Source organism: Humibacillus xanthopallidus (genome assembly GCF_006716675.1).
In the GTDB taxonomy this organism is placed as follows: domain Bacteria; phylum Actinomycetota; class Actinomycetes; order Actinomycetales; family Dermatophilaceae; genus Humibacillus; species Humibacillus xanthopallidus_B.
On record NZ_VFPM01000002.1, the window covers coordinates 655,244 to 675,893 of the forward strand.

Genomic DNA, 20,650 nt, shown 5'->3' on the forward strand with positions numbered 1-20,650 from the left:
ACTCACCACGACTCACAACCGACGATGCCGAATCGTGACTCGGCGGATATCTTCCGGCGACATGTCCCCCGCGGCGTGACACTTCTCGGTCAGCGGCCTCTCGCCCGCACGGTCGCCGCCCCCCGAGCGGCGTTCACGGCGCAGCGCGCCGACACCCGGCTGCGCTCCGGGCCAGCGGTCAGGTGGTGACGGACGCCCGGTGTGTCGCGGCGTCGGTCTCGTCGTCGAACTGCCCGAGCACCCGCTCGAGCAGGTCCTCCATGGTGACGAGCCCCACCGGGCCCTCGGGGCCCTCGACGAGGACGAGCTGAGCCCGCTCGGCGCGCATCGCACTGATGGCGTCGAGGAGCGAGAGCTCCTGCGAGGCCCGCATCGCCGCCGACGTCAGCGTCGTGACCGGCGCCTCCCGCGGGGCGCGCACAATGTCGCGCACGTGGGCGATGCCGACCGGTACACCGCCGTCGGTGACGACGAGGCGCGAGCGGCCCGAGTCGCGCGAGATGCGCTCGGCCTCGAGCGCCGGCGCGGACCCTGCGACGACGACGGCCCGCTCGAGCGGCACCATGACCTCGGTCAGTCGGGTCGTGTCGAGGTCGATGGCCCCGGCGAGCACCCGGTGCTCCGACTCCTCGAGCTGTCCCTGCTCGCGGGCGCTCTCGAGCAGCAGCGCGAGCTCCTTCGGCCCGTGCACCTGGGCGAGCTCGTTCTGCGGCTGCACCCCGACGAGACGCAGGCAGCCGTTGGCCATCGCGTTGAGCAGGCTGAGGACCGGGCGCATGACCCACGCGAAGCCGCGGAAGGGCAGCGCCAGCAGCACCGCTGACCGCTCGGGGTGGGCGATCGCCCACGACTTGGGTGCCATCTCGCCGACGACCATGTGGAGGAAGACGACGATGCCGACCGCCAGCACCACGGCCACGACGTATGCCGCCGTGTCGGGCAGGCGCAGGAACGTGAAGACGGGTGCCAGGAGGTCAGCCACCGCGGGCTTGGCCACGGAGCCGAGCCCGAGCGTGCAGAGCGTGATGCCGAGCTGGGCTCCGGCGAGCATGAGGGACAGCTCGCGGCTGCCGGCCGCAGCGGCGGCCGCGGCACGGCTGCCGCGTTCGGCGAGGTCGTCGAGCCGGTGACGCTTGCTCGCCACGAGAGCGAACTCGGCCGCCACGAAGAAGGCGTTGAGGACGAGCAGGACGAGCGAGAGGAGCAGGGCGGTGATCACCGGGCGCTCCTCTCGTTGCGGGCCGGGACCCGGTCGGCGGTGGACACGGACTCACGCTCGTCATCGTCGTCGGAGCCGGAGCCGGCACCCACAGCGGCATTCACATGGTCAGCGGCATCTGAGGTGGAGTCGGAGTTATCGGAGTCGAGCAGCTCGAGCTCGCTCATGAGGTCGAGCACCTCGACCCGCACCGAGGCCGGCACGTGGCGGTCGACGGCGTTCACGGTGAGGCGCACGGTGACGTGCGGGCGCGGGGAGTGGTGGTCGTCGCCCTCCTCGCCTCGGTGACGCGCACTCTGCCGCTCGGCGCGGGGCTCGGGGTCGCCCTGACCGCCTGCCGGGTCAGTCGCTGACCCGGCGGACTCGTCCGTCTCGGACGGCCCGGCCTCCACGTCGTCGCGGCGATACCCGTCGGAGTCGGTCTCGCGGCGCCCCTGCGCCTCGACGACGTCGCCGACCTGGGCGGTGCGGCCGAGCTGCTCGAGGATGAGGCCGCTGATCGTGGAGTACTCGTCGGTGGCGGTGAGCCGGACTCCGGTGGCGGTGTCGAGCTCGTCGAGCCGCAGGTGGCCGGGCACGACCCAGGCGTCGGTGCCGTCGGGCTCGACGGCAGGGACCTCGGTGTCGTCCTCGTCGAGGATGTCGCCGACCACCTCCTCGGCGATGTCCTCGAAGGTCACGATGCCGGCGAAGCCGCCGTGCTCGTCGACGACGATCGCCATCTGCTGGTGGTCGGCACGGATCTGCTCGAGCACCCGGGGGAGCGGTGCACTCGTCGGCACGACCGTCGGCTCGGGCGTCACGGAGCCGACCGGCGTGCTCGCGCGCAGCTCGGGGGCGACGGCGAGCACCTCGGCGATGCCCGCCACGCCGACGATGTCATCGCCGTCGGAGCCGGTCACGGGGAAGCGCGACCAGCTCGTGTCGAGCAGCTCGACGAGCCGGCTCACCGGGTCGTCGGCGTGCACGGTCTGCACCCGCACGCGCGGGGTCATGACATCGCCGGCGTCGAGCTCGCGGAAGCGCAGACCGCCCTCGAGCACCTCCGAGAGGTCGTCGTCGAGCAGGCCGCCGGCGTGGGACTCGTCGATGATGCGGGTGAGGTCCTCGGCGGTGGCTCCGTGCTCGAGCTCCTCGACGGGCTCGATGCCGACCTTGCGCAGCAGGGTGGTCGAGGCGCGGTCGAAGAGCCGCACGACCGGCCCGGCGACGGTGAGGTAGATGAGCGTCGAGCGCGACAGGGCCCGGGCGAGCGGCACGGTGCGCGCGATGGCGAGGTTCTTCGGGGCCAGCTCGCCGAAGACCATCTGCACGACGGTCGAGAAGATGAGCACGGCGGTGACCGACAGGCTGAGGCGGGCGGCATACGACATCGACGGGTCGAGCAGCTCGGCGAGGCCGGCGCCGACGAGCGGCTCGGAGATGTAGCCGACGAGCAGGGCCGTCACGGTGATGCCGAACTGCGCGGCCGACAGGGTGAAGGAGAGCCTCGAGGTGACCCGGAGGGCCCGCTCGGCGGGCTCGTCGCCCTGGGCGGCGAGGTCCTTGAGGGCGTTGCGGTCGACGGCGACGTAGGCGAACTCCTGCGCCACGAAGTAGCCGGTCGCCGCCGTCAGGGCGAGGATCAGCGCGATCCCGAGGGCGATGCTCATGCGATCACCACCCGCACGAGCGAGTGGGGCTGGGGGAGCCGGGCAGCCGTGGGGCCGTCCGGCTCGGGACTATGGCCCTCCTGGGACTCGGCGCGCGAGTCGAGGCGTGAGTGCGATCGCATGAAAGTCATCCTAAGTGATCGATCGCGCGCGAGGCCCCTGCCGACCTCGACCCGACCTCGACCCGACCTCGACCCGACCTCGACCCGGCAACCGGTCGATGGCTCACGGCGGGCCGCCCCGCGCGACGTGTGGCACGATTTGGCCGCCATGACCACCCTCCCCGATCCCGCCGGTCCCAGCGTGCGCCTCGTCGTCGGTGCGGCCGTCGTCGACGACCTCGAGCGGCCCACGCGCCTGCTCGCCGCCCGTCGCACGGAGCCGTCGACGCTCGCGGGCGGGTGGGAGCTGCCCGGAGGGAAGGTCGACGAGGGCGAGATGCCGCTCGCGGCCCTGCGCCGCGAGCTGGTCGAGGAGCTCGGCGTCGAGGTGCGCATCGGGCCCCACCTGCCGGGGCCGTTGCCCGGGACCACCTGGCCGCTCGGTGACCGCTACGAGATGCTCGTGTGGCTCGTCGAGGTGACCGAGGGGGAGCCGGCGCCGCTCGAGGACCACGACGAGCTGCGCTGGCTGGAGCCGTCGCAGCTGTATGCCGTGCCCTGGCTCCCCGCGGACCTGCCCATCGTGCGCGCGCTCGAGACCGTCCTGTCCTGACTCCGCGGGGCCCGGTCCGTCTGCTCGCAACGCCCTGTCGTGGCCCCCGGCGGGCTACGGTGCTGGCATGCCCGCGCCCTCCGTCCTCTTCCTCGGCGGCACCGGGATCATCAGCTCGGCCTGCACGCGCAGGGCGATCGAGGAGGGCTTCGAGGTCTTCGTCCTCGGCCGCGGGCTCACCGCCACGAGGCCGGCGCCCGAGGGCTGCCGCCTGCTCACCGGCGACCTCGACGACCCGGCGTCGTTCCGCGCGGCGGTCGGCGAGCGCGACTTCGACGTCGTGGCCGACTTCCGTGCCTTCGGGCCCGGCGACGTGACATCGCGGCTCGACGTGCTGCGCGGACGGATGGGGCAGTACGTCTTCATCAGCTCGGCGTCGGCCTACCAGACCCCGCCGGCCCGGCTCCCGGTGCTCGAGTCGACCCCGCTGCGCAACCCGTTCTGGGCGTACTCGCGCGGCAAGATCGCGGCCGAGGACCTGCTCGTCCGGGCGTACCGCGAGGAGGGCCTGCCCGTGACGATCGTGCGCCCCTCGCACACCTACGACCACACGGCGCCGCCCTTCGACGGTGGCTGGACGGTCGTCGAGCGGATGCGGCGGGGTGCCGAGGTCGTCGTCCACGGCGACGGCACGTCGTTGTGGACGCTGACGCACCACACCGACTTCGCCCGGGCGTTCGTCGGCCTGCTCGGCAACCCGGCCGCCATCGGAGACAGCTTCCACATCACCTCGGACGAGTGGCTGAGCTGGAACCAGGTCTACGAGACCGTCGCCGCCGCAGCCGGTGTGACGCCGCGGCTCGTGCACGTGAGCTCCGACGCCATCGCCGCCGTGGACGCCGACTGGGGCGCCGCCCTCCTCGGCGACAAGGCGCACTCGATGGTCTTCGACAACTCCAAGGTCAAGCGCGTCGTGCCGGGCTGGACGGCCATCGTGCCCTTCCACCGTGGCGCCGCCGAGATCGTCGACTGGTTCGACGCCGACCCCTCGAGGCAGCACGTCGACGCGCGGATGGACGCGCGGATGGACCGGCTCGTCGCGCAGCACGGGTAGGACGCATCGTGCGAGAGCCGGGCGACCGTGTACGAAGGCACCCCAAAACCCTGAGAGAATGTCCCTCATGCCTTTGAAGACCCGTGCGGACATCCGCAACGTCGCCATCGTCGCTCACGTCGACCACGGCAAGACCACCCTCGTCGACAAGATGCTCTGGCAGTCCGGCGCGTTCGGCGAGCACCAGCACGTCGACGAGCGGGCCATGGACTCCGGTGACCTCGAGCGCGAGAAGGGCATCACCATCCTCGCGAAGAACACCGCGGTGCACTACACGGGCAAGGCGGCCGCCGACCGTGGCCTCACCGACGGCGTCACGATCAACATCATCGACACCCCGGGCCACGCCGACTTCGGCGGCGAGGTCGAGCGCGGCCTGTCGATGGTCGACGGTGTCGTCCTGCTCGTCGACGCCTCCGAGGGCCCGCTGCCCCAGACCCGCTTCGTGCTGCGCAAGGCGCTCGCCGCGAAGATGCCCGTCATCCTCTGCATCAACAAGGTCGACCGCCCCGACTCGCGCATCGCCGAGGTCGTCGACGAGGCGTACGAGCTCTTCATGGACCTCGACGCCACCGAGGAGCAGATCGACTTCCCCATCGTCTACGCCTCGGCCAAGGCCGGTCGCGCCTCGCTCGAGCGCCCCGACGACGGTGGCCTGCCGGAGGGCGAGGACCTCGAGGCCCTCTTCGAGACGATCCTCGAGACCATCCCCGCCCCGACCTACGACGACGAGGCGCCCCTGCAGGCGCACGTCACCAACCTCGACGCCTCCAACTTCCTCGGCCGCCTCGCCCTGCTCCGTGTCTTCAACGGCACGATCAGGAAGGGCCAGCAGGTCATGTGGTGCCGCCACGACGGCTCGCAGCAGCGGGTGAAGATCACCGAGCTGCTCATGACCGAGGCCCTCGAGCGCAAGCCCGCCGAGCAGGCGGGCCCCGGTGACATCATCGCCGTGGCCGGCATCCCCGAGATCACCATCGGCGAGACCCTCGCAGACCCCGAGAACCCGGTCCCGCTGCCGCTCATCACGGTCGACGAGCCTGCGATCTCGATGACCATCGGCACCAACACGAGCCCGATGGTCGGCCAGGTGCGCGGCTCGAAGGTCACGGCCCGCATGGTCAAGGACCGCCTCGACAAGGAGCTCATCGGCAACGTGTCGCTGCGCATCCTGCCGACCGAGCGCCCCGACGCCTGGGAGGTCCAGGGCCGCGGCGAGCTGGCGCTCGCCATCCTCGTCGAGCAGATGCGCCGCGAGGGCTACGAGCTGACCGTGGGCAAGCCCCAGGTCGTCACGCGCGAGGTCGACGGCAAGGTCCACGAGCCCGTCGAGCGCCTCACCATCGACACCCCCGAGGAGTTCCTCGGCGCGATCACGCAGATCATGGCTGCCCGCAAGGGCCGCATGGAGCAGATGACCAACCACGGCACCGGCTGGATCCGCATGGAGTTCCTCGTGCCGAGCCGCGGCCTCATCGGCTTCCGCACCGAGTTCCTCACCGAGACCCGTGGCACCGGCATCGCCCACCACGTCTTCGAGGACTACGAGCCGTGGTTCGGCCCGATCACGACCCGCACGAGCGGGTCGCTCGTCTCGGACCGCAAGGGCGTCGTGACCGCCTACGCGATGGTCAACCTCCAGGAGCGCGGCACCCTCTTCACCGAGCCGACGACCGAGGTCTACGAGGGCATGATCGTCGGCGAGAACTCCCGCGCCGACGACATGGACGTCAACATCACGAAGGAGAAGAAGCTCACCAACGTGCGCGCCTCCTCCTCCGACAACTTCGAGAAGATCGTGCCGCCGCGCAAGCTGAGCCTCGAGCAGAGCCTCGAGTTCTGCCGTGAGGACGAGTGCGTTGAGGTGACGCCCGAGGCGGTCCGCATCCGCAAGGTCGAGCTCGACGCCACCGTGCGCGCCCGCTCGGCCGCGCGAGCCCGGTCGGCGGCGAAGGCCGAGGGCTGATCGGGTGTGAGCCGCGGGTTCGAGCGCGCGCGATCAGTGCTGTCGCGGTGGCCCCGTGCCACGCGCCGGCTCGGCGTCGGCCTCCTCACCGCAGGGGTCGCCGCCGCGCTGGCCACCGGGGCCGCCTCGTGCACGTCGGCCACCCCGCCCGATGACACCGGTGCCGCAGGCAACCCCGTCGTCGGGGTTGCCGCGGCCGGGGGCGGCCAGCCCGGCGGCACGTTGCGCGTGCTCGTCGCCGGCACGATCGACACGTGGGACCCCCAGCTGATGTACGTCGGCCCGGAGGCCTTCTTCGCCCAGCGCACCTTCGTGCGCGGCCTCACGGCATACGGCACCGGTGACCGGCAGCGCGACCTCGAGGGCGACCTCGCGACCGACACCGGACGGGCGAGCAAGGACTCGCGCTCGTGGAGCTTCACCCTCCGCGACGGTCTCACGTGGCAGGACGGGTCGCCGATCACGTGCGAGGACGTGCGTCACGGGGTGGCCCGCACCTTCGACCGCACGACCCACATCGGCGGCACGAACTACGCGACCTACCTGCTCGACGTGCCGACGAAGGTGACGCCCGAGGGGCTCGACAAGCCGGTCTACGAAGGGCCGTCCGACAAGCGCCACCAGCGCGAATTCGACCGTGCCGTCTCGTGCAAGGGCCGCACCGTCACCTTCCTCCTGCGCGAGCCCGAGCCGGACTTCGCCCACATCGTGGCCCTGCCGGAGTTCGCGCCGCGCAAGGCCTCGGCCGACACCGACGACGACAAGGCCGGTCACGACGTCGTGAGCAGCGGGCCCTACCGCCTCGAGAAGCCGTGGGTCGTCGGGCAGGGCGGCACCTTCGTGCGCAACGAGCACTGGGACCCCCGCACCGACCCCATCCGTGAGGCACTGCCGGACCGCATCGAGGTGACGACGGGGCTGGGCGAGGCCACCGTCATCCAGCGCCTGCTCAACCAGCAGGACGACGACACGTATGCCGTGTCATGGGTCGCCGCGTCGCCCACCCTGCGCAACCAGGCGGGCACCGACCTGCAGGCCCGGCTGACCTTCCCCTTCACCGGCAACGTCGACTACCTCGCGATCAACATGCGCAGCACCGTCATGTCGGACCCTGCCGTGCGCAAGGCCTTCGCGATGGCGACGAACCGCGCCACCTACGTCAGTGCCAACGGGGGAGGGGGTGCCGGCGCGCCCTCGTGGTCGATCCTCGCGCCGAGCATCGACCCGAGCGGGGTCGAGCCGCCGCGGGGCTCGTCGGTCATGGGCGACCCCGAGGCCGCCCGCAAGGTGCTCACCGACGCCGGGGTGCGCCTGCCCGTCACGGTGCGCGTCGTGCACGCAAAGTCAGGCCTCATCGACAAGGCGTATGCCGCCCTCGCCGCCGGGTGGGAACGCGCGGGATTCGACGTGCAGCTCACCGGTGTGGCGCCCGAGAAGTACTACGAGACGATCGAGCAGAAGTCGTCCGTGGAGCGCTACGACGTCTTCCGCGGCGTCTGGACCTCGGACATCCCCTCGCCGAGCGGTGTGCTTCCGGCGCTCTTCGACTCCCGCATCAACATCGACTCCTCGGGGCCGGGCCAGGACGTCGGCTACTTCACCGACGACGGTGTCGCCGCCCTCATCGACAAGGCCGACCGCACCGTCGACCCCGCTGCCCGCGGGCGAGTGTGGGCCCAGGTCGACGACGCGATCCGTGAGAAGGGCGGCTACGTCGCGCTCTCGGCGACCAAGGCGCTCTACCTGCACGGCGCGGGGGTGCGCCACTACGAGGACCACGCGGTCGGGGGCATCGTCGACCTCGCCACCGTCGCCGTGCGCTGAGGAGCGATCCGTGACACAGGAGTCATGCGAGGCGGTTGCGTCGGGCCGGCCCGCACGCCTGCTCTTCGTCCATGCCCACCCCGACGACGAGTCGCTCACCTGCGGCATCGCCATGGCGCACCACGTCGCGCGCGGTGACGAGGTGCACGTGCTGACGTGCACGCTCGGAGAGGAGGGCGAGGTCATCCCGCCCGCACTCGCCCACCTCGAGGCCGCGCCCGACGACGCGCTCGGGCCGTTCCGCCACGGCGAGCTCGCCGAGGCCCTGCGCCGGGTGGGCGCGACGATGCACGTGCTCGGGGCGGACTCGGAGCGGCTCTCGCTCTACCGCGACTCCGGCATGGTGGGATCGGCCGCCGCGGCCCGGCCCGAGGCGTTCACCGCCGCCGACCTCGACGAGGCCGCGCGGCTCGTCGTCGACGTCATCGCGCAGGTGCGCCCCGACGTCGTCGTCACCTACGACGAGCACGGCGGCTACGGCCATCCCGACCACATCCAGGCACACCGGGTCACCCGTCGGGCCCTCGAGCTCGTGCCCGACGAGGTCCTGCCGGCGCGGGTCCACGAGATCCTGACTCCGGCGAGCTGGGCCCGCGAGGACCGCGCCTGGCTGCGCGGAGCCGACCCGGCGGCATACCGCAGCGCGTCGTGGTGGAGCGAGCACGCGCGTCGTCGCGACACCTCGGGCGAGCAGGCCTGGCCGCTCGTGCTCCTCGGTGACGACGACGCCTACCCGCCGTCGGTCGTCGACGACGCGCTCGTGACCCACGTCGTCGCCGACGACGCCGCGCGGGCCGTCAAGAACGACGCCCTGCGCGCGCACGTCACCCAGGTGCTCGTCGTCAGCGACGACGTGCACGCGCTGTCCAACCTCGTCGCTGCCCGCACGACGGGGCGTGAGGGCTTCCGGCGCGTCGACCCGCGCACCTGGCAGCCGGTCCCCGTCGCCGAGCGCCGGACCTCGCTCCTCGCCTGATCCGCCGCCGCCGACCGCGAAGCGAGCCTTCGAGGCCCGCCAGACCCACGATGTGCCTCCGGGTCGGCGGTGCTGTGCGGCGGCCGGACGCTTCCACCGGGCTTTGTGGGTCCGGCGTGCGAGCCCGGCGTCAGGCCGACGGCTGGGCGAGGTAGGTGTACTCGTGGTGGACGCCGAAGCCGAGGCCCCGCCAGAAGGCGACGCCGTGGGCGTTGTCGCCAGACACCTGGAGGTAGATCGCCGGCATGGCGTTCTCGCGCGCCACCATGGCGACGGCCGAGACCATCGTCGAGGCGATGCCGCGGCGGCGGTGCTCCGGGTCGACCCACACCCCGAAGATGCCGGCCCACCCCGGGTGGATCGCCATGCGGCCGATGCCGATGATCTGGCCGGTGGCCTCGTCGCGCACCGACAGGAAGAGCTGGCCGTCACTGCCCGTCAGCACGGCCTCGGTCGCCCCGGGCACCACCGAACGGCTGCGGCCGTAGGTCATGAGCCACTCCGGGGAGAGCGTGGCGTCGGCGGTCACCGGCACCGACTCGGTCGTCAGGGGCGGCACGTTCGCGCTGAGGCCCGTCATGACGAGGACCCGTGCCCAGTCAGGGCGGCCACCGCCGGCGGCATACCCCCGCTCGAGCAGGGCTGCCCCGGTGGGCACGTCCTCGACGGCGAAGCCCGGCTCGCCGTGGACCTGGAAGAGCGGCGGGGCGTCGCGCTCGGCATACCACCGCTCGACGTAGTCGATGGCCCGGTCGACGGGCAGGCTGGGGTCGCCCACCACGAGGGCGGAGTTGGCCCGACCCGTGAAGCCGCTGGCCGACCGCAGCACCCAGTCGCCGAGTCCCGCCGTGTCGATGGCGACCCAGCCCTTGGCCATGAGCTTCTCGAGGTCGTCTGCCGAGACCCGCTCGTGCGCCGGTCCCGGGCGGCTCGCCGGCGGCGGCACGTCCTTGGCGGCGATGACGTCGGCCCGGATGAGCTTCACCCGCTCCTTCTTCGTGTCGACGATGAGGAAGTCGTCGTTGCGGGCGATGAGCTCGCCGATGAAGTCGGTGGCGCGCGCCCGCGACCCCTCCTCGAGCCGGTAGCGCACGACGACCCTGCTGCCGATGGTCAGGCCCGCCGAGAGCCGGTGCCCGGGGGTGTCGGTCGCCGGTGCAGCAGACCCCTCGCCCGAGGCGGGGACCGCGCTCAGCCGGGCGCTCTCGTCGGGCGTCTCAGCGGCGGGGTCATGCGTGGGGTCGCCAGTCATGTCCGGCATACTAAGCGGTGCACGCATTCGCCCCGAACGCTCCACAGCAGGAGGTCCGCACCCCATGACCTACGTCATCGCCCAGCCTTGCGTCGACCTGAAGGACCGGGCGTGCATCGAGGAGTGTCCGGTCGACTGCATCTACGAGGGCAAGCGGTCGCTCTACATCCACCCCGACGAGTGCGTCGACTGCGGTGCCTGCGAGCCGGTGTGCCCCGTCGAGGCGATCTACTACGAGGACGACGTCCCCGAGCAGTGGGCCGACTACTACGACGCGAACGTCCACTTCTTCGACGACCTCGGCAGCCCCGGCGGTGCGGCCAAGATGGGCGTCATCGACAAGGACCACCCGCTCATCGCAGCCCTGCCGCCGCAGGAGCACGACGAGTGAGCCGAGCGAGCTGACGCGTGGCCCCCAGGCTCTCGCCACCGGCGCTGCCGGACTTCCCCTGGGACTCGCTCGCGCCCTACAAGGCGCGGGCGAGCGCACATCCGGGGGGCCTCGTCGACCTGTCGGTCGGCACCCCGGTCGACCCCACTCCTGCCGTCGTGCGCGACGCCCTCGTGGCGGCCGCCGACGCGCCCGGCTACCCGCTCACCGTCGGCACGGCAGACGTGCGGGCAGCCATCTGCGAGTGGTTCGCCCGCCGTCGCGGCGTCAGTGGGCTGCAGCCCGAGGCGGTGCTGCCGACGATCGGCAGCAAGGAGCTCGTCGCGTGGCTGCCGACCTTCCTCGGCCTCGGGGCAGGTGACCTCGTCGGCATCCCCGCCGTGGCCTACCCGACCTACGACATCGGTGCCCGGCTCGCCGGTGCGACCTCGGTCGTGGCCCAGTCGCTGACGAGCCTCGGCCCGCTGACGGCGGCGACAACGCCAAAACTGTTGTGGCTCAACAGTCCCGGCAACCCCAACGGCCAGGTGCTCGGAGTTGCCCACCTGCGCAAGGTCGTCGAGTGGGCCCGGGAGCACGACGTCGTCGTCGCGAGCGACGAGTGCTACGCCGAGCTCGACTGGCGCGACGGGCAGCTCGGCACGACGACACCGAGCGTCCTGCACCCCGAGGTGTGCGACGGCGACCACCGCGGCCTGCTCGCCGTCTACTCGCTGTCCAAGCAGAGCAACCTCGCGGGCTATCGGGCCGCCTTCGTCGCCGGCGACCCCGAGATCATCGGGTCCGTCCTCGAGGTGCGCAAGCACGCCGGCATGATCATGCCCACACCGGTGCAGCACGCCATGGCGGCCGCCCTGCGCGACGACGCCCACGTCGATGCGCAGCGGGCGGCATACGGCCGACGGCGTGAGCGGCTGCTCGCGGCCGTCACCGCGGCGGGCCTCCGCGTCGACCACTCCGAGGCTGGCCTCTATCTCTGGGCGACTCGCGAAGAGGACTGTTGGACAACGGTTTCCGCGCTCGCGGACCTCGGCATCCTCGTGGCTCCCGGCTCGTTCTACGGAGCTGCCGGCGGCCAGCACGTGCGCATCGCCCTCACGGCCACTGACGAGCGCATCGCCGCGGCGTGCTCCCGGCTCGCACCGGCATCCTGACCGGCGCCTCGACCCGCCACCCGGCCTGCGGCTGGTGCTCGTCGACCGGTTCTTCAGGGATGGACCCTGTTTGGTCCTCGGACCCGCCGCTGGGGTAACGTCGCACGCGGACACGTCCGGCGACCCCTGGCCGGATCGACAGGAGGCGAGGAACAGTGACGAAGGCAGTGGACGCGACACTCAGGGTCGCAGACAAGGAAGTCACCTTCCCGGGCGTCGAGGCCGTCGACGGCAACGACGGGGTCAGCATCGGGTCGCTTCTCAAGGACACGGGGCGCGTCACCTATGACGTCGGCTTCGTCAACACCGCGTCGTGCAAGAGCGACATCACCTACATCGACGGCGACCAGGGCATCCTGCGCTACCGCGGCTACCCGATCGGCCAGCTGGCCGAGAAGTCGTCCTTCGTCGAGGTCGCCTACCTGCTCATCTACGGCGAGCTCCCCTCGCCCGACGAGCTCGGCCGCTTCGAGGACCTCATCCGCCGGCACACGATGCTGCACGAGGACCTCCGCGCCTTCTTCAACGGCTTCCCGCGCGACGCCCACCCGATGCCCGTGCTCAGCTCGGCCGTCTCGGCGCTCGGCACGTTCTACCAGGACAGCCTCGACCCCTTCGACCAGGAGCAGGTCGAGATCTCGACGGTGCGCCTGCTCGCCAAGCTGCCGACGATCGCGGCGATGGCCCACAAGAAGAGCGTCGGCCAGCCCTACATGTACCCCGACAACTCGCTGTCGTTCGTCGAGAACTTCCTGCGGATGACGTTCGGCTACCCGGTCGAGCCGTACGAGGTCGACCCGACCGTCGCCAAGGCCCTCGACCTGCTCTTCATCCTGCACGCCGACCACGAGCAGAACTGCTCGACCTCGACGGTGCGTCTCGTCGGGTCGGCCCACGCCAACCTCTTCAACTCGGTCTCTGCCGGCATCCACGCCCTCTCGGGCCCGCTCCACGGCGGCGCCAACCAGGCCGTCCTCGAGATGCTCGGCAAGCTGCACGCCTCGGGCGATGACCCGAAGCACTTCATGGAGAAGGTCAAGAACAAGCAGGACGGCGTCCGCCTCATGGGCTTCGGGCACCGGGTCTACAAGAACTACGACCCGCGCGCCGCCATCATCAAGAAGGCTGCCGACGACATCCTCGAGAAGCTCGGCCACAACGACCCGCTGCTCGAGATCGCCAAGGGCCTCGAGGAGATCGCGCTCGCCGACGACTACTTCGTCGAGCGCAAGCTCTACCCGAACGTCGACTTCTACACCGGCCTCATCTACAAGGCCATGGGCTTCGAGTCGAAGATGTTCACCGTGCTGTTCGCCATCGGCCGCCTCCCGGGCTGGATCGCCCAGTGGCGCGAGATGATGAACGACCCGGAGACCAAGATCGGTCGCCCGCGCCAGATCTACACCGGCGCCCCCGAGCGCAACTACCCGGGCTGAGCCCGGCGGCATCCGGCCCGTCCCGCGGTTGCGGGGCGGGCCGTTCGCATGCCCGAGCCCGTATGCCGTCCGGCCGGCTCGGGCTGGGACATGCGGGGTCGATGGCCACGTACCTCGTCCCGGTCGAGTGCCCATTTCCCCTCGCTCAGGCGGGCCCGCGCGCGGTGGAGAAGTGGGCACTCGACCTGAACTCCGTGGACGCTCCGGCGTCAGGCGAGGGTGATCCTCACGGTCTTGCCGTCGGCGCCCGGTGACCACGTTGGCTCGCGGTCGGAACGATCCCACGTGCGATCGCCGATGGTGACCGCGGTGGCGCCGTACTGCTCGGCCCGCGCGACGGCCCAGTGGGCCACGGCCCAGGCCGTCGTGACGTCGGCCGCCTCGACCGTGAGCACGCCGTCGCCGACGGTCGAGGTCGTCACCCCCATCTGCTTCTCGAGGTCGGCGGCGACCGCGGAGGGGCTCGCGTGGGTCTTGGCCGTGTCGAGCCGGCACACGAGGCCACCGGGGGAGTGACCCGTCAGTGTCGAGGCGAGCACGCGGCCCTCGCCCTCGTGGTCGCGATAGGCCTCCGGGAAGCCGCTCTTCTGCACCCGCTGGGCGATCTTCGTGATGTCGGCGGTCTCGTAGCCCTTGTACTTCACGAGGGCGTCGAAGAAGGCGTTCGTCGCGTGGATGGGGTCGAGGATCTGCTTCTCGGTGCCCCACCCCTGGCTCGGTCGCTGCTGGAAGAGGCCCAGCGAGTCACGGTCGCCGTAGCGCAGGTTGCGGATCTTGCTCTCCTGGATGGCCGTCGTCAGCGCGATCGTCGCGGCACGGGGCGGCAGGTCGCGCTTGATCGCCACGGCGGCGATGAGGGCGGCGTTGCCGGCCTGCTCGGGGTCGAAGGTCTCGGTCATGCCACCGGCGGTGATCGTGCACTGCGGGTTGATGACGCTGTCGAGCAGGAAGCGCGCGCCGAACCAGCCTGCGGTCGCGATGAGGGCGGCGACGACGAGCAGCGTGATCGCCCGCCGGCGGCGCCGTGCGGGCGGCCGGGTGACGGGACGGCTCGGCCCGGCCCGGTCCGGGGCGGGTCGGGTCTTCGACATGGTGGAGGGGCGTCTTTCGTCGGGTGCCGGCGGCGGGGCCGGCGGCAGTCGGTCAGTCGTTGGCGTGCAGGGCCGCGTTGAGCGTGATGCCGGTGCCCGCGCGGTCGCGAGCCTCGACGGCCCCGGTGACGCTGTTGCGGATGAAGAGGATGTTGCTCGATCCCGACAGCTCGCGTGCCTTGACGACCGAGCCGTCGGGCAGCGCCACCTTGGTGCCGGCGGTGACGTAGAGCCCCGCCTCGACGACACAGTCATCGCCGAGCGCGATGCCGATGCCACCGTTGGCTCCGACCAGACAACGCTCACCGATGCTGACGCGTTCCGTGCCGCCGCCGGAGAGCGTGCCCATGATCGAGGCGCCGGCGCCGATGTCGGACCCGTCGCCGACGACGACACCCTGCACGATGCGGCCCTCGACCATCGAGGTGCCGAGCGTGCCGGCGTTGAAGTTGCAGAAACCCTCGTGCATCACCGTGGTGCCGGGGGAGAGGTGGGCGCCGAGCCGCACCCGGTCGGCGTCGGCGATGCGCACGCCCTGCGGCACGACGTAGTCGGTCATGCGGGGGAACTTGTCGACGCCGTAGACGGCGACGTGGCCGGCTGCCCGCAGCCGCAGCCGCGTCTGCTCGAAGCCGTCGACGGCGCAGGGGCCCGCGCTCGTCCACACGACGTTGGGCAGGGCGCCGAAGATGCCGTCGAGGTTGAGCTCGTTCGGCCGCACGAGGCAGTGCGAGAGCAGGTGGAGGCGCAGGTAGGCGTCGGACGTGCCGACGGGCGCGGCGTCGAGGTCGATCTGCTGGCGCACGACCTCGGTGCGCACCCCGCGCAGCGGGTCGCTCCCGGCGAGCGCCTGCAGCGCGTCGGGGGCGGTCGCGTCGTCCGGCGTCGTCCCCAGCGCTGGGGCGGGGTACCAGGTGTCGAGCACCTGCCCGCCGTCCGTGACCGTCGCCAGGCCGAATCCCCATGCACCGCGCTGCTCAGACATGCGCCCAAGGGTAGGGGTGGGCGCTCGCGCCCGCCCAACCCGGCTCGCGGGCTGGGCGCGAGCGGGGCGGCCGGCGGGCGGCGTTGGCCGCTAGCCTTCCCCGTATGCCGTCCCCGACCGATGCCGCCCAGGCCACCTCCGTGACCGCTCTCGACCTCTCTGCCGACGTCGTCGCGCTGACCGCAGCCGTGTGCGACATCGAGTCGGTCAGCCAGGACGAGGCCGCGCTCGCCGACGCGATCGAGGCGGCTCTGCGTCCGCTCGAGCACCTCGATGTCGAGCGCGACGGCAACACGGTCGTGGCGCGCACCTCGCTCGGCCGGGCTGAGCGCGTCGTGCTCGCCGGGCACATCGACACCGTGCCGCTGACCGCCGCGCCCAACCTGCCGACGAGGCAGGTCGACGGGCTGCTCTGGGGCCGCGGCACCGTCGACATGAAGGGCGGCGTCGCGGTCATGCTCCGCATCGCCGCCCAGGTCACCGAGCCGACGCGTGACCTCACCTTCCTCTTCTACGAGTGCGAGGAGATCGACGCCCGCTTCAACGGTCTCGCCCGTCTCGCCGAGCACCGTCCCGAGCTGCTCCGCGGAGACTTCGCGGTCCTGCTCGAGCCCACCGACGGTGCGGTCGAGGGCGGCTGCAAGGGCACGCTGCGCGTCGACGTCGTGACGAAGGGCGTCGCCTCCCACTCGGCGCGGCCGTGGAAGGGCCACAACGCGATCCACGACGCCGCCGAGGTGCTGTCGCGCCTCGCAGCCTACGAAGCGGCCACGGTCCCCGTCGACGGTCTCGACTACCACGAGGCGCTCCAGGCGGTCGGCATCACCGGCGGGATCGCCGGCAACGTCATCCCCGACCGGTGCACGGTGACCGTCAACTACCGCTACGCACCAGACAAGGACACCGAGCAGGCCCTCGCCCACGTGCGCGAGGTCTTCGACGGCTTCGAGGTGACGCTCGGAGACGCCGCCGACGGCGCCCGCCCCGGTCTGCACCTGCCGGCCGCCCAGGCCTTCGTCGAGGCGCTCGGGGTGCCGGTCAACCCCAAGGAGGGCTGGACCGACGTCGCCCGTTTCTCCGAACTCGGCATCCCGGCCGTCAACTACGGCCCGGGCGACCCCAACCTCGCCCACATGGACGACGAGAGCTGCCCCGTCGAGCAGTACACCGCCGCAGAGGCCGCCCTGCTGCGCTGGCTCGCCTGAGGCCGGCACGGGGTTGCGAGGTCTGGGGCTCACCCCGGACGCATAGGGTGACGCTGTGAGTGACGAGCAGCCGGGCGCGGCCCGACCCGACGCGGGCGACCGGCGCCAGACCGGCCCGGTGACCCTGCGGCGCGGCCGGGTGCCCACGACGACGACCGACCAGCGACTGCTTCAGGGCCCGACCCGCGTCGACTGGCTGCACGCCGACCCGTGGCGGGTGATGCGCATCCAGTCGGAGTTCGTCGAGGGCTTCGGCTCGCTCTCCGAGCTCGGTCCGGCGGTGGCGGTCTTCGGCTCGGCGCGTACGAGACCGAGCGACCCGGCATACGCCATGGGGGTCGAGGTGGGTCGCCTGCTCGCCGAGGCGGGCTACGCCGTCATCACCGGTGGCGGGCCGGGTGCGATGGAGGCGGCCAACCGCGGAGCCTTCGAGGCCCGCGGGACGTCGGTGGGGCTCGGCATCGAGCTGCCCTTCGAGACGGGCCTCAACGAGTTCGTCGACCTCGGCATCAACTTCCGCTACTTCTTCGCGCGCAAGGTCATGTTCCTCAAGTACTCGCACGGGTTCATCGTGCTCCCCGGCGGCTTCGGCACCCTCGACGAGCTCTTCGAGGCGGTGACCCTCGCGCAGACGCGCAAGGTGACCGAGTTCCCCGTCGTGCTCATGGGCACCTCGTACTGGCAGGGCCTCATCGACTGGCTGCGCGACACCGTGCTCGCGGACGGCATGATCGGCCCGGAGGACCTCGACCGCCTCATCCTCACCGACGACCCCGCCGAGGCGGTCGCTGCGATCACGGCCTACGAGGAGCCCGCCCCGTGACCTGGTTCATCCTCTTCGTCGGCGTCGTCGTCGTGTGCTTCATCGCGGCGCTCGTCCTCGGTCTCATCGGCGGTGGCTCCGTCGGCGGCCTGGGCGGCGAGACGCGGAGTCTCTCGCACGAGCCGCTGCCCGACGAGCCGATCGTCGACTCCGACTTCGACGACCTCGTCTTCGACGTCGGCCTGCGCGGCTACCGGATGAGCCAGGTCGACGGCGTCGTCGACCGGCTCCGGCGCGAGCTGCGCGAGAAGGACGAGGAGATCGCGGTGCTCCGCGGCGAGGCGGGCACCGCCACCACTCCCGATCGAAAGAGCAGTCCGTCGGCACCGAGCGACGGTCCGGACGGCGCCGAACCCCGTCCATGACCGAGGCTCTCTCCCTGCGGCCGCGCCGCGAGTTCGTGCTGTGGGTGCTCGCGATCTATGCACTCGCGCGGGTCGTCACGACGACGATCCTCGTCGTCGTCATGGGACACCAGGTGCCGAGCGGCATGACCGGCGGCGAGGACGTGCCGGTCACCTACTTCCCGTTCACGGCGCTGTGGGACGGCCAGTGGTACCAGCTCATCGCCGAGCACGGCTACCCCTCGACGCTGCCGATCACCGACTCCGGCAAGGTGGGGGAGAACCCGTGGGCCTTCTACCCCCTCTTCCCCTTCATCGCGCGCGGCGTGATGGCCGTGACGGGGCTCGGCTTCCCCGTCGTCGCCTCCACGATCGCGCTGCTCTGTGGCTTCGCTGCCGCGGTGATCATGGGACTGCTCCTCCGCCGCCGTATCGGCGACCCGGCGGCATACCTCGTCGTCGCGCTCTGGGCGAGCTTCCCCGCATCGGTGACGCTGCAGCTCGCCTACACGGAGTCGCTCGCGATGCTGCTCCTCGTCGGCTACCTCTACGCGCTGTCGAGGGAGCGGTGGCTCGTCGCGGCGGTCGTCGCGCTGCTCGTCGGGCTCTCGCGCCCGATCGCCGTGCCGCTCGGGGTCGTGACGCTCGTCGTGCTCGCGATCCGCTGGCGGCAGCGCGCCGAGCGACCGATCCCCGCCCGCGAGTATGCCGCGATGGCCGCTTCGCTTGTCGGGTGCGGCGTCGCCGGGCTGCTGTGGCCGGCGATCGCCTGGTGGCGCACGGGTGTGAGCACCGCCTACACCGACACGATGGCGGCGTGGCGCGGCTACGCGACCGTCGAGCCCTTCACGCCGTGGCTCGACAAGGCGCGCTACTTCCTCGGTGACACGTGGGGGCCGGTGTGGCTCGTCGTGGTCCCGCTCGTCCTCATCGCCATGGTGGCCGGACCCTGGGCTGATCGGCTCGGCGCCGACCTGCGCACGTGGTCGCTCGCCTATCCGGCCTACCTCGCCGTGGTGCTCGACCCGTACACGAGCATCTTCCGCTACCTCGTGCCCCTCTTCCCGCTGCTCGTCGTCATGCTCGGCGCGGGCTGGGCCGACGCCCGGGGCAACGGCTGGCGGCGGCTGCTGTGGCGTGCCGTGCCGCTGCTCGTCGTCTTCATCGCCTGCCAGTACTGGTGGACCGACGAGCTGTGGCGGTTCGTCCCCCCGAGCGACTACCCACCGTGACGCTCCACGCGGCCAGGGTGCTCGCACGCTCCTGTGACGCGCCGAGAACGCGGCTGTCCCGATCGTCGTCGTGGGGAACCCGGCTCAGCGGCCGCTGTAGGTGGGGTTCTCCTTCGCGAGGAACGCGTCGACCGCTGCCCGGTGGTCGCTGCTGCCTCCGGTGAGGGCCATCAGCTCGGCCTCGTGGGCGAGGGCGTCAGCGAGGTCCGTCCCCGCCGAGTAGGCGACGGCGCGGCGGATCGAGCCGTAGGCCAGCGTCGGACCGTCGGCGAGCGTCCGCGCCAGCTCCCCCACGGTCTGCTCGAGCTCGTCGGCCGGCACGACCTTCGTCACCAGCCCCAGGGCGAGGGCCTCGGCAGCCGGCACCGTGCGCGGCAGGAGGAGCAGCTCCTTCGCCCGAGCCGGACCGACGAGCCGCGGCAGGCTCCACGACGCTCCCGAGTCGCACGAGAGCGCGATGCCGGCGAACGAGGTGTTGAGCCCCGCCCCTTCGGCCGCGATGCGGAAGTCGCACGCCAGCGCGAAGGAGAGCCCGGCGCCGGCCGCCACCCCGTTGAGGGCGGCGATGACCGGCTTGTTCATCGTCGAGAGGGCGATGACGATCGGGTTGTAGTGGTCGGTCACGGTCGTCGCGAGGGTCGAGTCGGGGTCGGAGAGGCTGCGCACGTGCTCCTTGAGGTCCTGCCCGACGCAGAAGGCCCGACCGGACCCGGTCAGCACGACGCATCGCACGGCCGGGTCCTCACCGACGCGGGAGAGCGCTTCCACGAGCGCGTCCTTGAGGGCGTTGTCGAGGCTGTTCATCGCCTCGGGCCGGTTGAGCCGCAGCCAGGCGACGCCGCCGTCCACCTCGACGAGCAGCGGCTGCGCCCCGGCGGCGGCGGCTCCGGTGGTGTCGGGACGGGTGGGTGCGGTCGCGGGTGACTCGGTCATGGCCGCAACTCTGGCCCATCTGCGGCGCCTGCGGAAGCCGCAGCGCCCTCTGCGTGCCCTCCGTCACATCCCGGATTAGGTCTGGCAATACAGACACGGAATAATGTCCCTTGAAGGACCGAGGATTCCTAGGGAAGGGGAACCATGGCAGCAATGAAGCCGAGGACCGGAGACGGCCCGCTCGAGGTCGTCAAGGAGGGTCGCGGCATCGTGCTGCGCATGCCCCTCGAGGGCGGTGGGCGTCTCGTGGTCGAAATGACCCCCGACGAGGCCGCGGCACTTCGCGACGCGATCCAGGGTTGCGCCGGCGTCAGCTGACCTCTCCGGCCATCCAGCTTGGCGACGGCCCCCGACCACACGGTCGGGGGCCGTTCGCATGTCCCCGAGCACACGGCATAC

19 protein-coding genes are annotated in these 20,650 nt (G+C 71.7%); 13 read left to right on the forward strand and 6 right to left on the reverse strand.

From position 1 onward, the window contains the following. Positions 1-178: 178 nt before the first annotated feature. Both FBY41_RS10970 and FBY41_RS10975 read right to left on the reverse strand, forming a co-directional pair. Positions 179-1,219: a hemolysin family protein gene (locus FBY41_RS10970; protein WP_141844317.1), complete on the reverse strand. Its 1,041-nt coding sequence runs from the start codon at positions 1,217-1,219 to the stop codon at positions 179-181. Continuing rightward, complete coding sequence (locus FBY41_RS10975) at positions 1,216-2,871, reverse strand: hemolysin family protein (RefSeq protein WP_141844319.1); 1,656 nt, start codon at positions 2,869-2,871, stop codon at positions 1,216-1,218. The genes FBY41_RS10970 and FBY41_RS10975 overlap by 4 nt, the downstream gene beginning before the upstream one ends. A 270-nt stretch (positions 2,872-3,141) precedes the next feature. Here FBY41_RS10975 and FBY41_RS10980 point away from each other — a divergent pair, with 270 nt between their 5' ends. From FBY41_RS10980 to mshB, 5 genes are all read left to right on the forward strand, one after another. Next, complete coding sequence (locus FBY41_RS10980) at positions 3,142-3,585, forward strand: (deoxy)nucleoside triphosphate pyrophosphohydrolase (RefSeq protein WP_141844320.1); 444 nt, start codon at positions 3,142-3,144, stop codon at positions 3,583-3,585. 67 nt (positions 3,586-3,652) lie between these two features. After that, the gene (locus tag FBY41_RS10985) at positions 3,653-4,639 is read left to right on the forward strand and encodes an NAD-dependent epimerase/dehydratase family protein (protein WP_141844321.1); all 987 of its coding nucleotides are present in this window, start codon (positions 3,653-3,655) and stop codon (positions 4,637-4,639) included. A gap of 67 nt (positions 4,640-4,706) precedes the next feature. After that, positions 4,707-6,605, forward strand: a complete 1,899-nt coding sequence (gene typA / locus FBY41_RS10990; RefSeq protein ID WP_141844322.1) for a translational GTPase TypA — start codon at positions 4,707-4,709, stop codon at positions 6,603-6,605. 6 nt (positions 6,606-6,611) lie between these two features. Beyond that, complete coding sequence (locus tag FBY41_RS10995; RefSeq protein WP_185749023.1) at positions 6,612-8,429, forward strand: ABC transporter substrate-binding protein; 1,818 nt, start codon at positions 6,612-6,614, stop codon at positions 8,427-8,429. Positions 8,430-8,439: 10 nt separating this feature from the next. Further along, a complete protein-coding gene (gene mshB, locus FBY41_RS11000) occupies positions 8,440-9,405 on the forward strand; it encodes an N-acetyl-1-D-myo-inositol-2-amino-2-deoxy-alpha-D-glucopyranoside deacetylase (protein ID WP_141844323.1) in 966 nt (321 codons plus the stop codon). A 130-nt stretch (positions 9,406-9,535) separates the two neighbouring features. Here the strand turns inward: mshB and FBY41_RS11005 are convergent, their stop codons facing one another. Next, positions 9,536-10,657 carry a GNAT family N-acetyltransferase gene (locus FBY41_RS11005; protein ID WP_260439695.1) on the reverse strand — a complete coding sequence of 374 codons (1,122 nt, stop codon included), beginning with the start codon at positions 10,655-10,657 and terminating at the stop codon, positions 9,536-9,538. Between the two features lie 64 nt (positions 10,658-10,721). On the opposite strand from FBY41_RS11005, the gene fdxA reads away from it, so the two are divergent. From fdxA to FBY41_RS11020, 3 genes are all read left to right on the forward strand, one after another. After that, positions 10,722-11,048 carry a ferredoxin gene (fdxA, locus tag FBY41_RS11010; RefSeq protein ID WP_141823515.1) on the forward strand — a complete coding sequence of 109 codons (327 nt, stop codon included), beginning with the start codon at positions 10,722-10,724 and terminating at the stop codon, positions 11,046-11,048. A 17-nt stretch (positions 11,049-11,065) separates the two neighbouring features. Next, on the forward strand, positions 11,066-12,202 hold the full coding sequence (gene dapC, locus FBY41_RS11015) for a succinyldiaminopimelate transaminase (protein WP_260439696.1): 1,137 nt from the start codon (positions 11,066-11,068) through the stop codon (positions 12,200-12,202). Between the two features lie 155 nt (positions 12,203-12,357). After that, complete coding sequence (locus FBY41_RS11020; RefSeq protein ID WP_141844325.1) at positions 12,358-13,638, forward strand: citrate synthase; 1,281 nt, start codon at positions 12,358-12,360, stop codon at positions 13,636-13,638. A 209-nt stretch (positions 13,639-13,847) separates the two neighbouring features. On the opposite strand, the gene FBY41_RS11025 is transcribed toward FBY41_RS11020, so the two are convergent. Together FBY41_RS11025 and dapD are read right to left on the reverse strand one after the other, a co-directional pair. Beyond that, positions 13,848-14,729, reverse strand: a complete 882-nt coding sequence (locus FBY41_RS11025; RefSeq protein ID WP_260439697.1) for a hypothetical protein — start codon at positions 14,727-14,729, stop codon at positions 13,848-13,850. A gap of 52 nt (positions 14,730-14,781) precedes the next feature. Continuing rightward, a complete protein-coding gene (gene dapD, locus FBY41_RS11030) occupies positions 14,782-15,714 on the reverse strand; it encodes a 2,3,4,5-tetrahydropyridine-2,6-dicarboxylate N-succinyltransferase (protein WP_141844326.1) in 933 nt (310 codons plus the stop codon). Positions 15,715-15,818: 104 nt separating this feature from the next. Here dapD and dapE point away from each other — a divergent pair, with 104 nt between their 5' ends. From dapE to FBY41_RS11050, 4 genes are read left to right on the forward strand one after another with little or no spacing between them, the layout of a single operon-like run. Next, complete coding sequence (dapE, locus tag FBY41_RS11035) at positions 15,819-16,919, forward strand: succinyl-diaminopimelate desuccinylase (RefSeq protein WP_141844327.1); 1,101 nt, start codon at positions 15,819-15,821, stop codon at positions 16,917-16,919. A 55-nt stretch (positions 16,920-16,974) separates the two neighbouring features. Further along, positions 16,975-17,742 carry an LOG family protein gene (locus FBY41_RS11040; RefSeq protein WP_141844328.1) on the forward strand — a complete coding sequence of 256 codons (768 nt, stop codon included), beginning with the start codon at positions 16,975-16,977 and terminating at the stop codon, positions 17,740-17,742. Beyond that, positions 17,739-18,107 (forward strand): cell division protein DivIVA, encoded by a 369-nt coding sequence (locus tag FBY41_RS11045; RefSeq protein WP_141844329.1) that lies wholly within the window; start codon positions 17,739-17,741, stop codon positions 18,105-18,107. Before FBY41_RS11040 ends, FBY41_RS11045 begins: the two co-directional genes overlap by 4 nt. Beyond that, on the forward strand, positions 18,104-19,318 hold the full coding sequence (locus tag FBY41_RS11050) for a hypothetical protein (protein ID WP_141844330.1): 1,215 nt from the start codon (positions 18,104-18,106) through the stop codon (positions 19,316-19,318). The genes FBY41_RS11045 and FBY41_RS11050 overlap by 4 nt, the downstream gene beginning before the upstream one ends. Before the next feature lie 84 nt (positions 19,319-19,402). Here FBY41_RS11050 and FBY41_RS11055 read toward each other — a convergent pair whose 3' ends face one another. Continuing rightward, the gene (locus tag FBY41_RS11055; protein ID WP_141844331.1) at positions 19,403-20,251 is read right to left on the reverse strand and encodes an enoyl-CoA hydratase/isomerase family protein; all 849 of its coding nucleotides are present in this window, start codon (positions 20,249-20,251) and stop codon (positions 19,403-19,405) included. Between the two features lie 144 nt (positions 20,252-20,395). Between FBY41_RS11055 and FBY41_RS11060 the strand changes: the two genes are divergently transcribed. Further along, the gene (locus tag FBY41_RS11060) at positions 20,396-20,569 is read left to right on the forward strand and encodes a DUF3117 domain-containing protein (protein WP_141823522.1); all 174 of its coding nucleotides are present in this window, start codon (positions 20,396-20,398) and stop codon (positions 20,567-20,569) included. The last annotated feature ends 81 nt before the right edge of the window (positions 20,570-20,650 follow it).

Coding starts and splice junctions, on each gene's coding strand:
- fdxA (WP_141823515.1), top strand. CDS start 10,722: ATGACCTACGTCATCGCCCAGCCTTGCGTCGACCTGAAGGACCGGGCG.
- FBY41_RS11005 (WP_260439695.1), bottom strand. CDS start 10,657: ATGACTGGCGACCCCACGCATGACCCCGCCGCTGAGACGCCCGACGAG.
- dapE (WP_141844327.1), top strand. CDS start 15,819: ATGCCGTCCCCGACCGATGCCGCCCAGGCCACCTCCGTGACCGCTCTC.
- dapD (WP_141844326.1), bottom strand. CDS start 15,714: ATGTCTGAGCAGCGCGGTGCATGGGGATTCGGCCTGGCGACGGTCACG.
- FBY41_RS11060 (WP_141823522.1), top strand. CDS start 20,396: ATGGCAGCAATGAAGCCGAGGACCGGAGACGGCCCGCTCGAGGTCGTC.
- FBY41_RS10985 (WP_141844321.1), top strand. CDS start 3,653: ATGCCCGCGCCCTCCGTCCTCTTCCTCGGCGGCACCGGGATCATCAGC.
- FBY41_RS11055 (WP_141844331.1), bottom strand. CDS start 20,251: ATGACCGAGTCACCCGCGACCGCACCCACCCGTCCCGACACCACCGGA.
- FBY41_RS11025 (WP_260439697.1), bottom strand. CDS start 14,729: ATGTCGAAGACCCGACCCGCCCCGGACCGGGCCGGGCCGAGCCGTCCC.
- FBY41_RS10980 (WP_141844320.1), top strand. CDS start 3,142: ATGACCACCCTCCCCGATCCCGCCGGTCCCAGCGTGCGCCTCGTCGTC.
- FBY41_RS10975 (WP_141844319.1), bottom strand. CDS start 2,871: ATGAGCATCGCCCTCGGGATCGCGCTGATCCTCGCCCTGACGGCGGCG.
- typA (WP_141844322.1), top strand. CDS start 4,707: ATGCCTTTGAAGACCCGTGCGGACATCCGCAACGTCGCCATCGTCGCT.
- FBY41_RS11050 (WP_141844330.1), top strand. CDS start 18,104: ATGACCGAGGCTCTCTCCCTGCGGCCGCGCCGCGAGTTCGTGCTGTGG.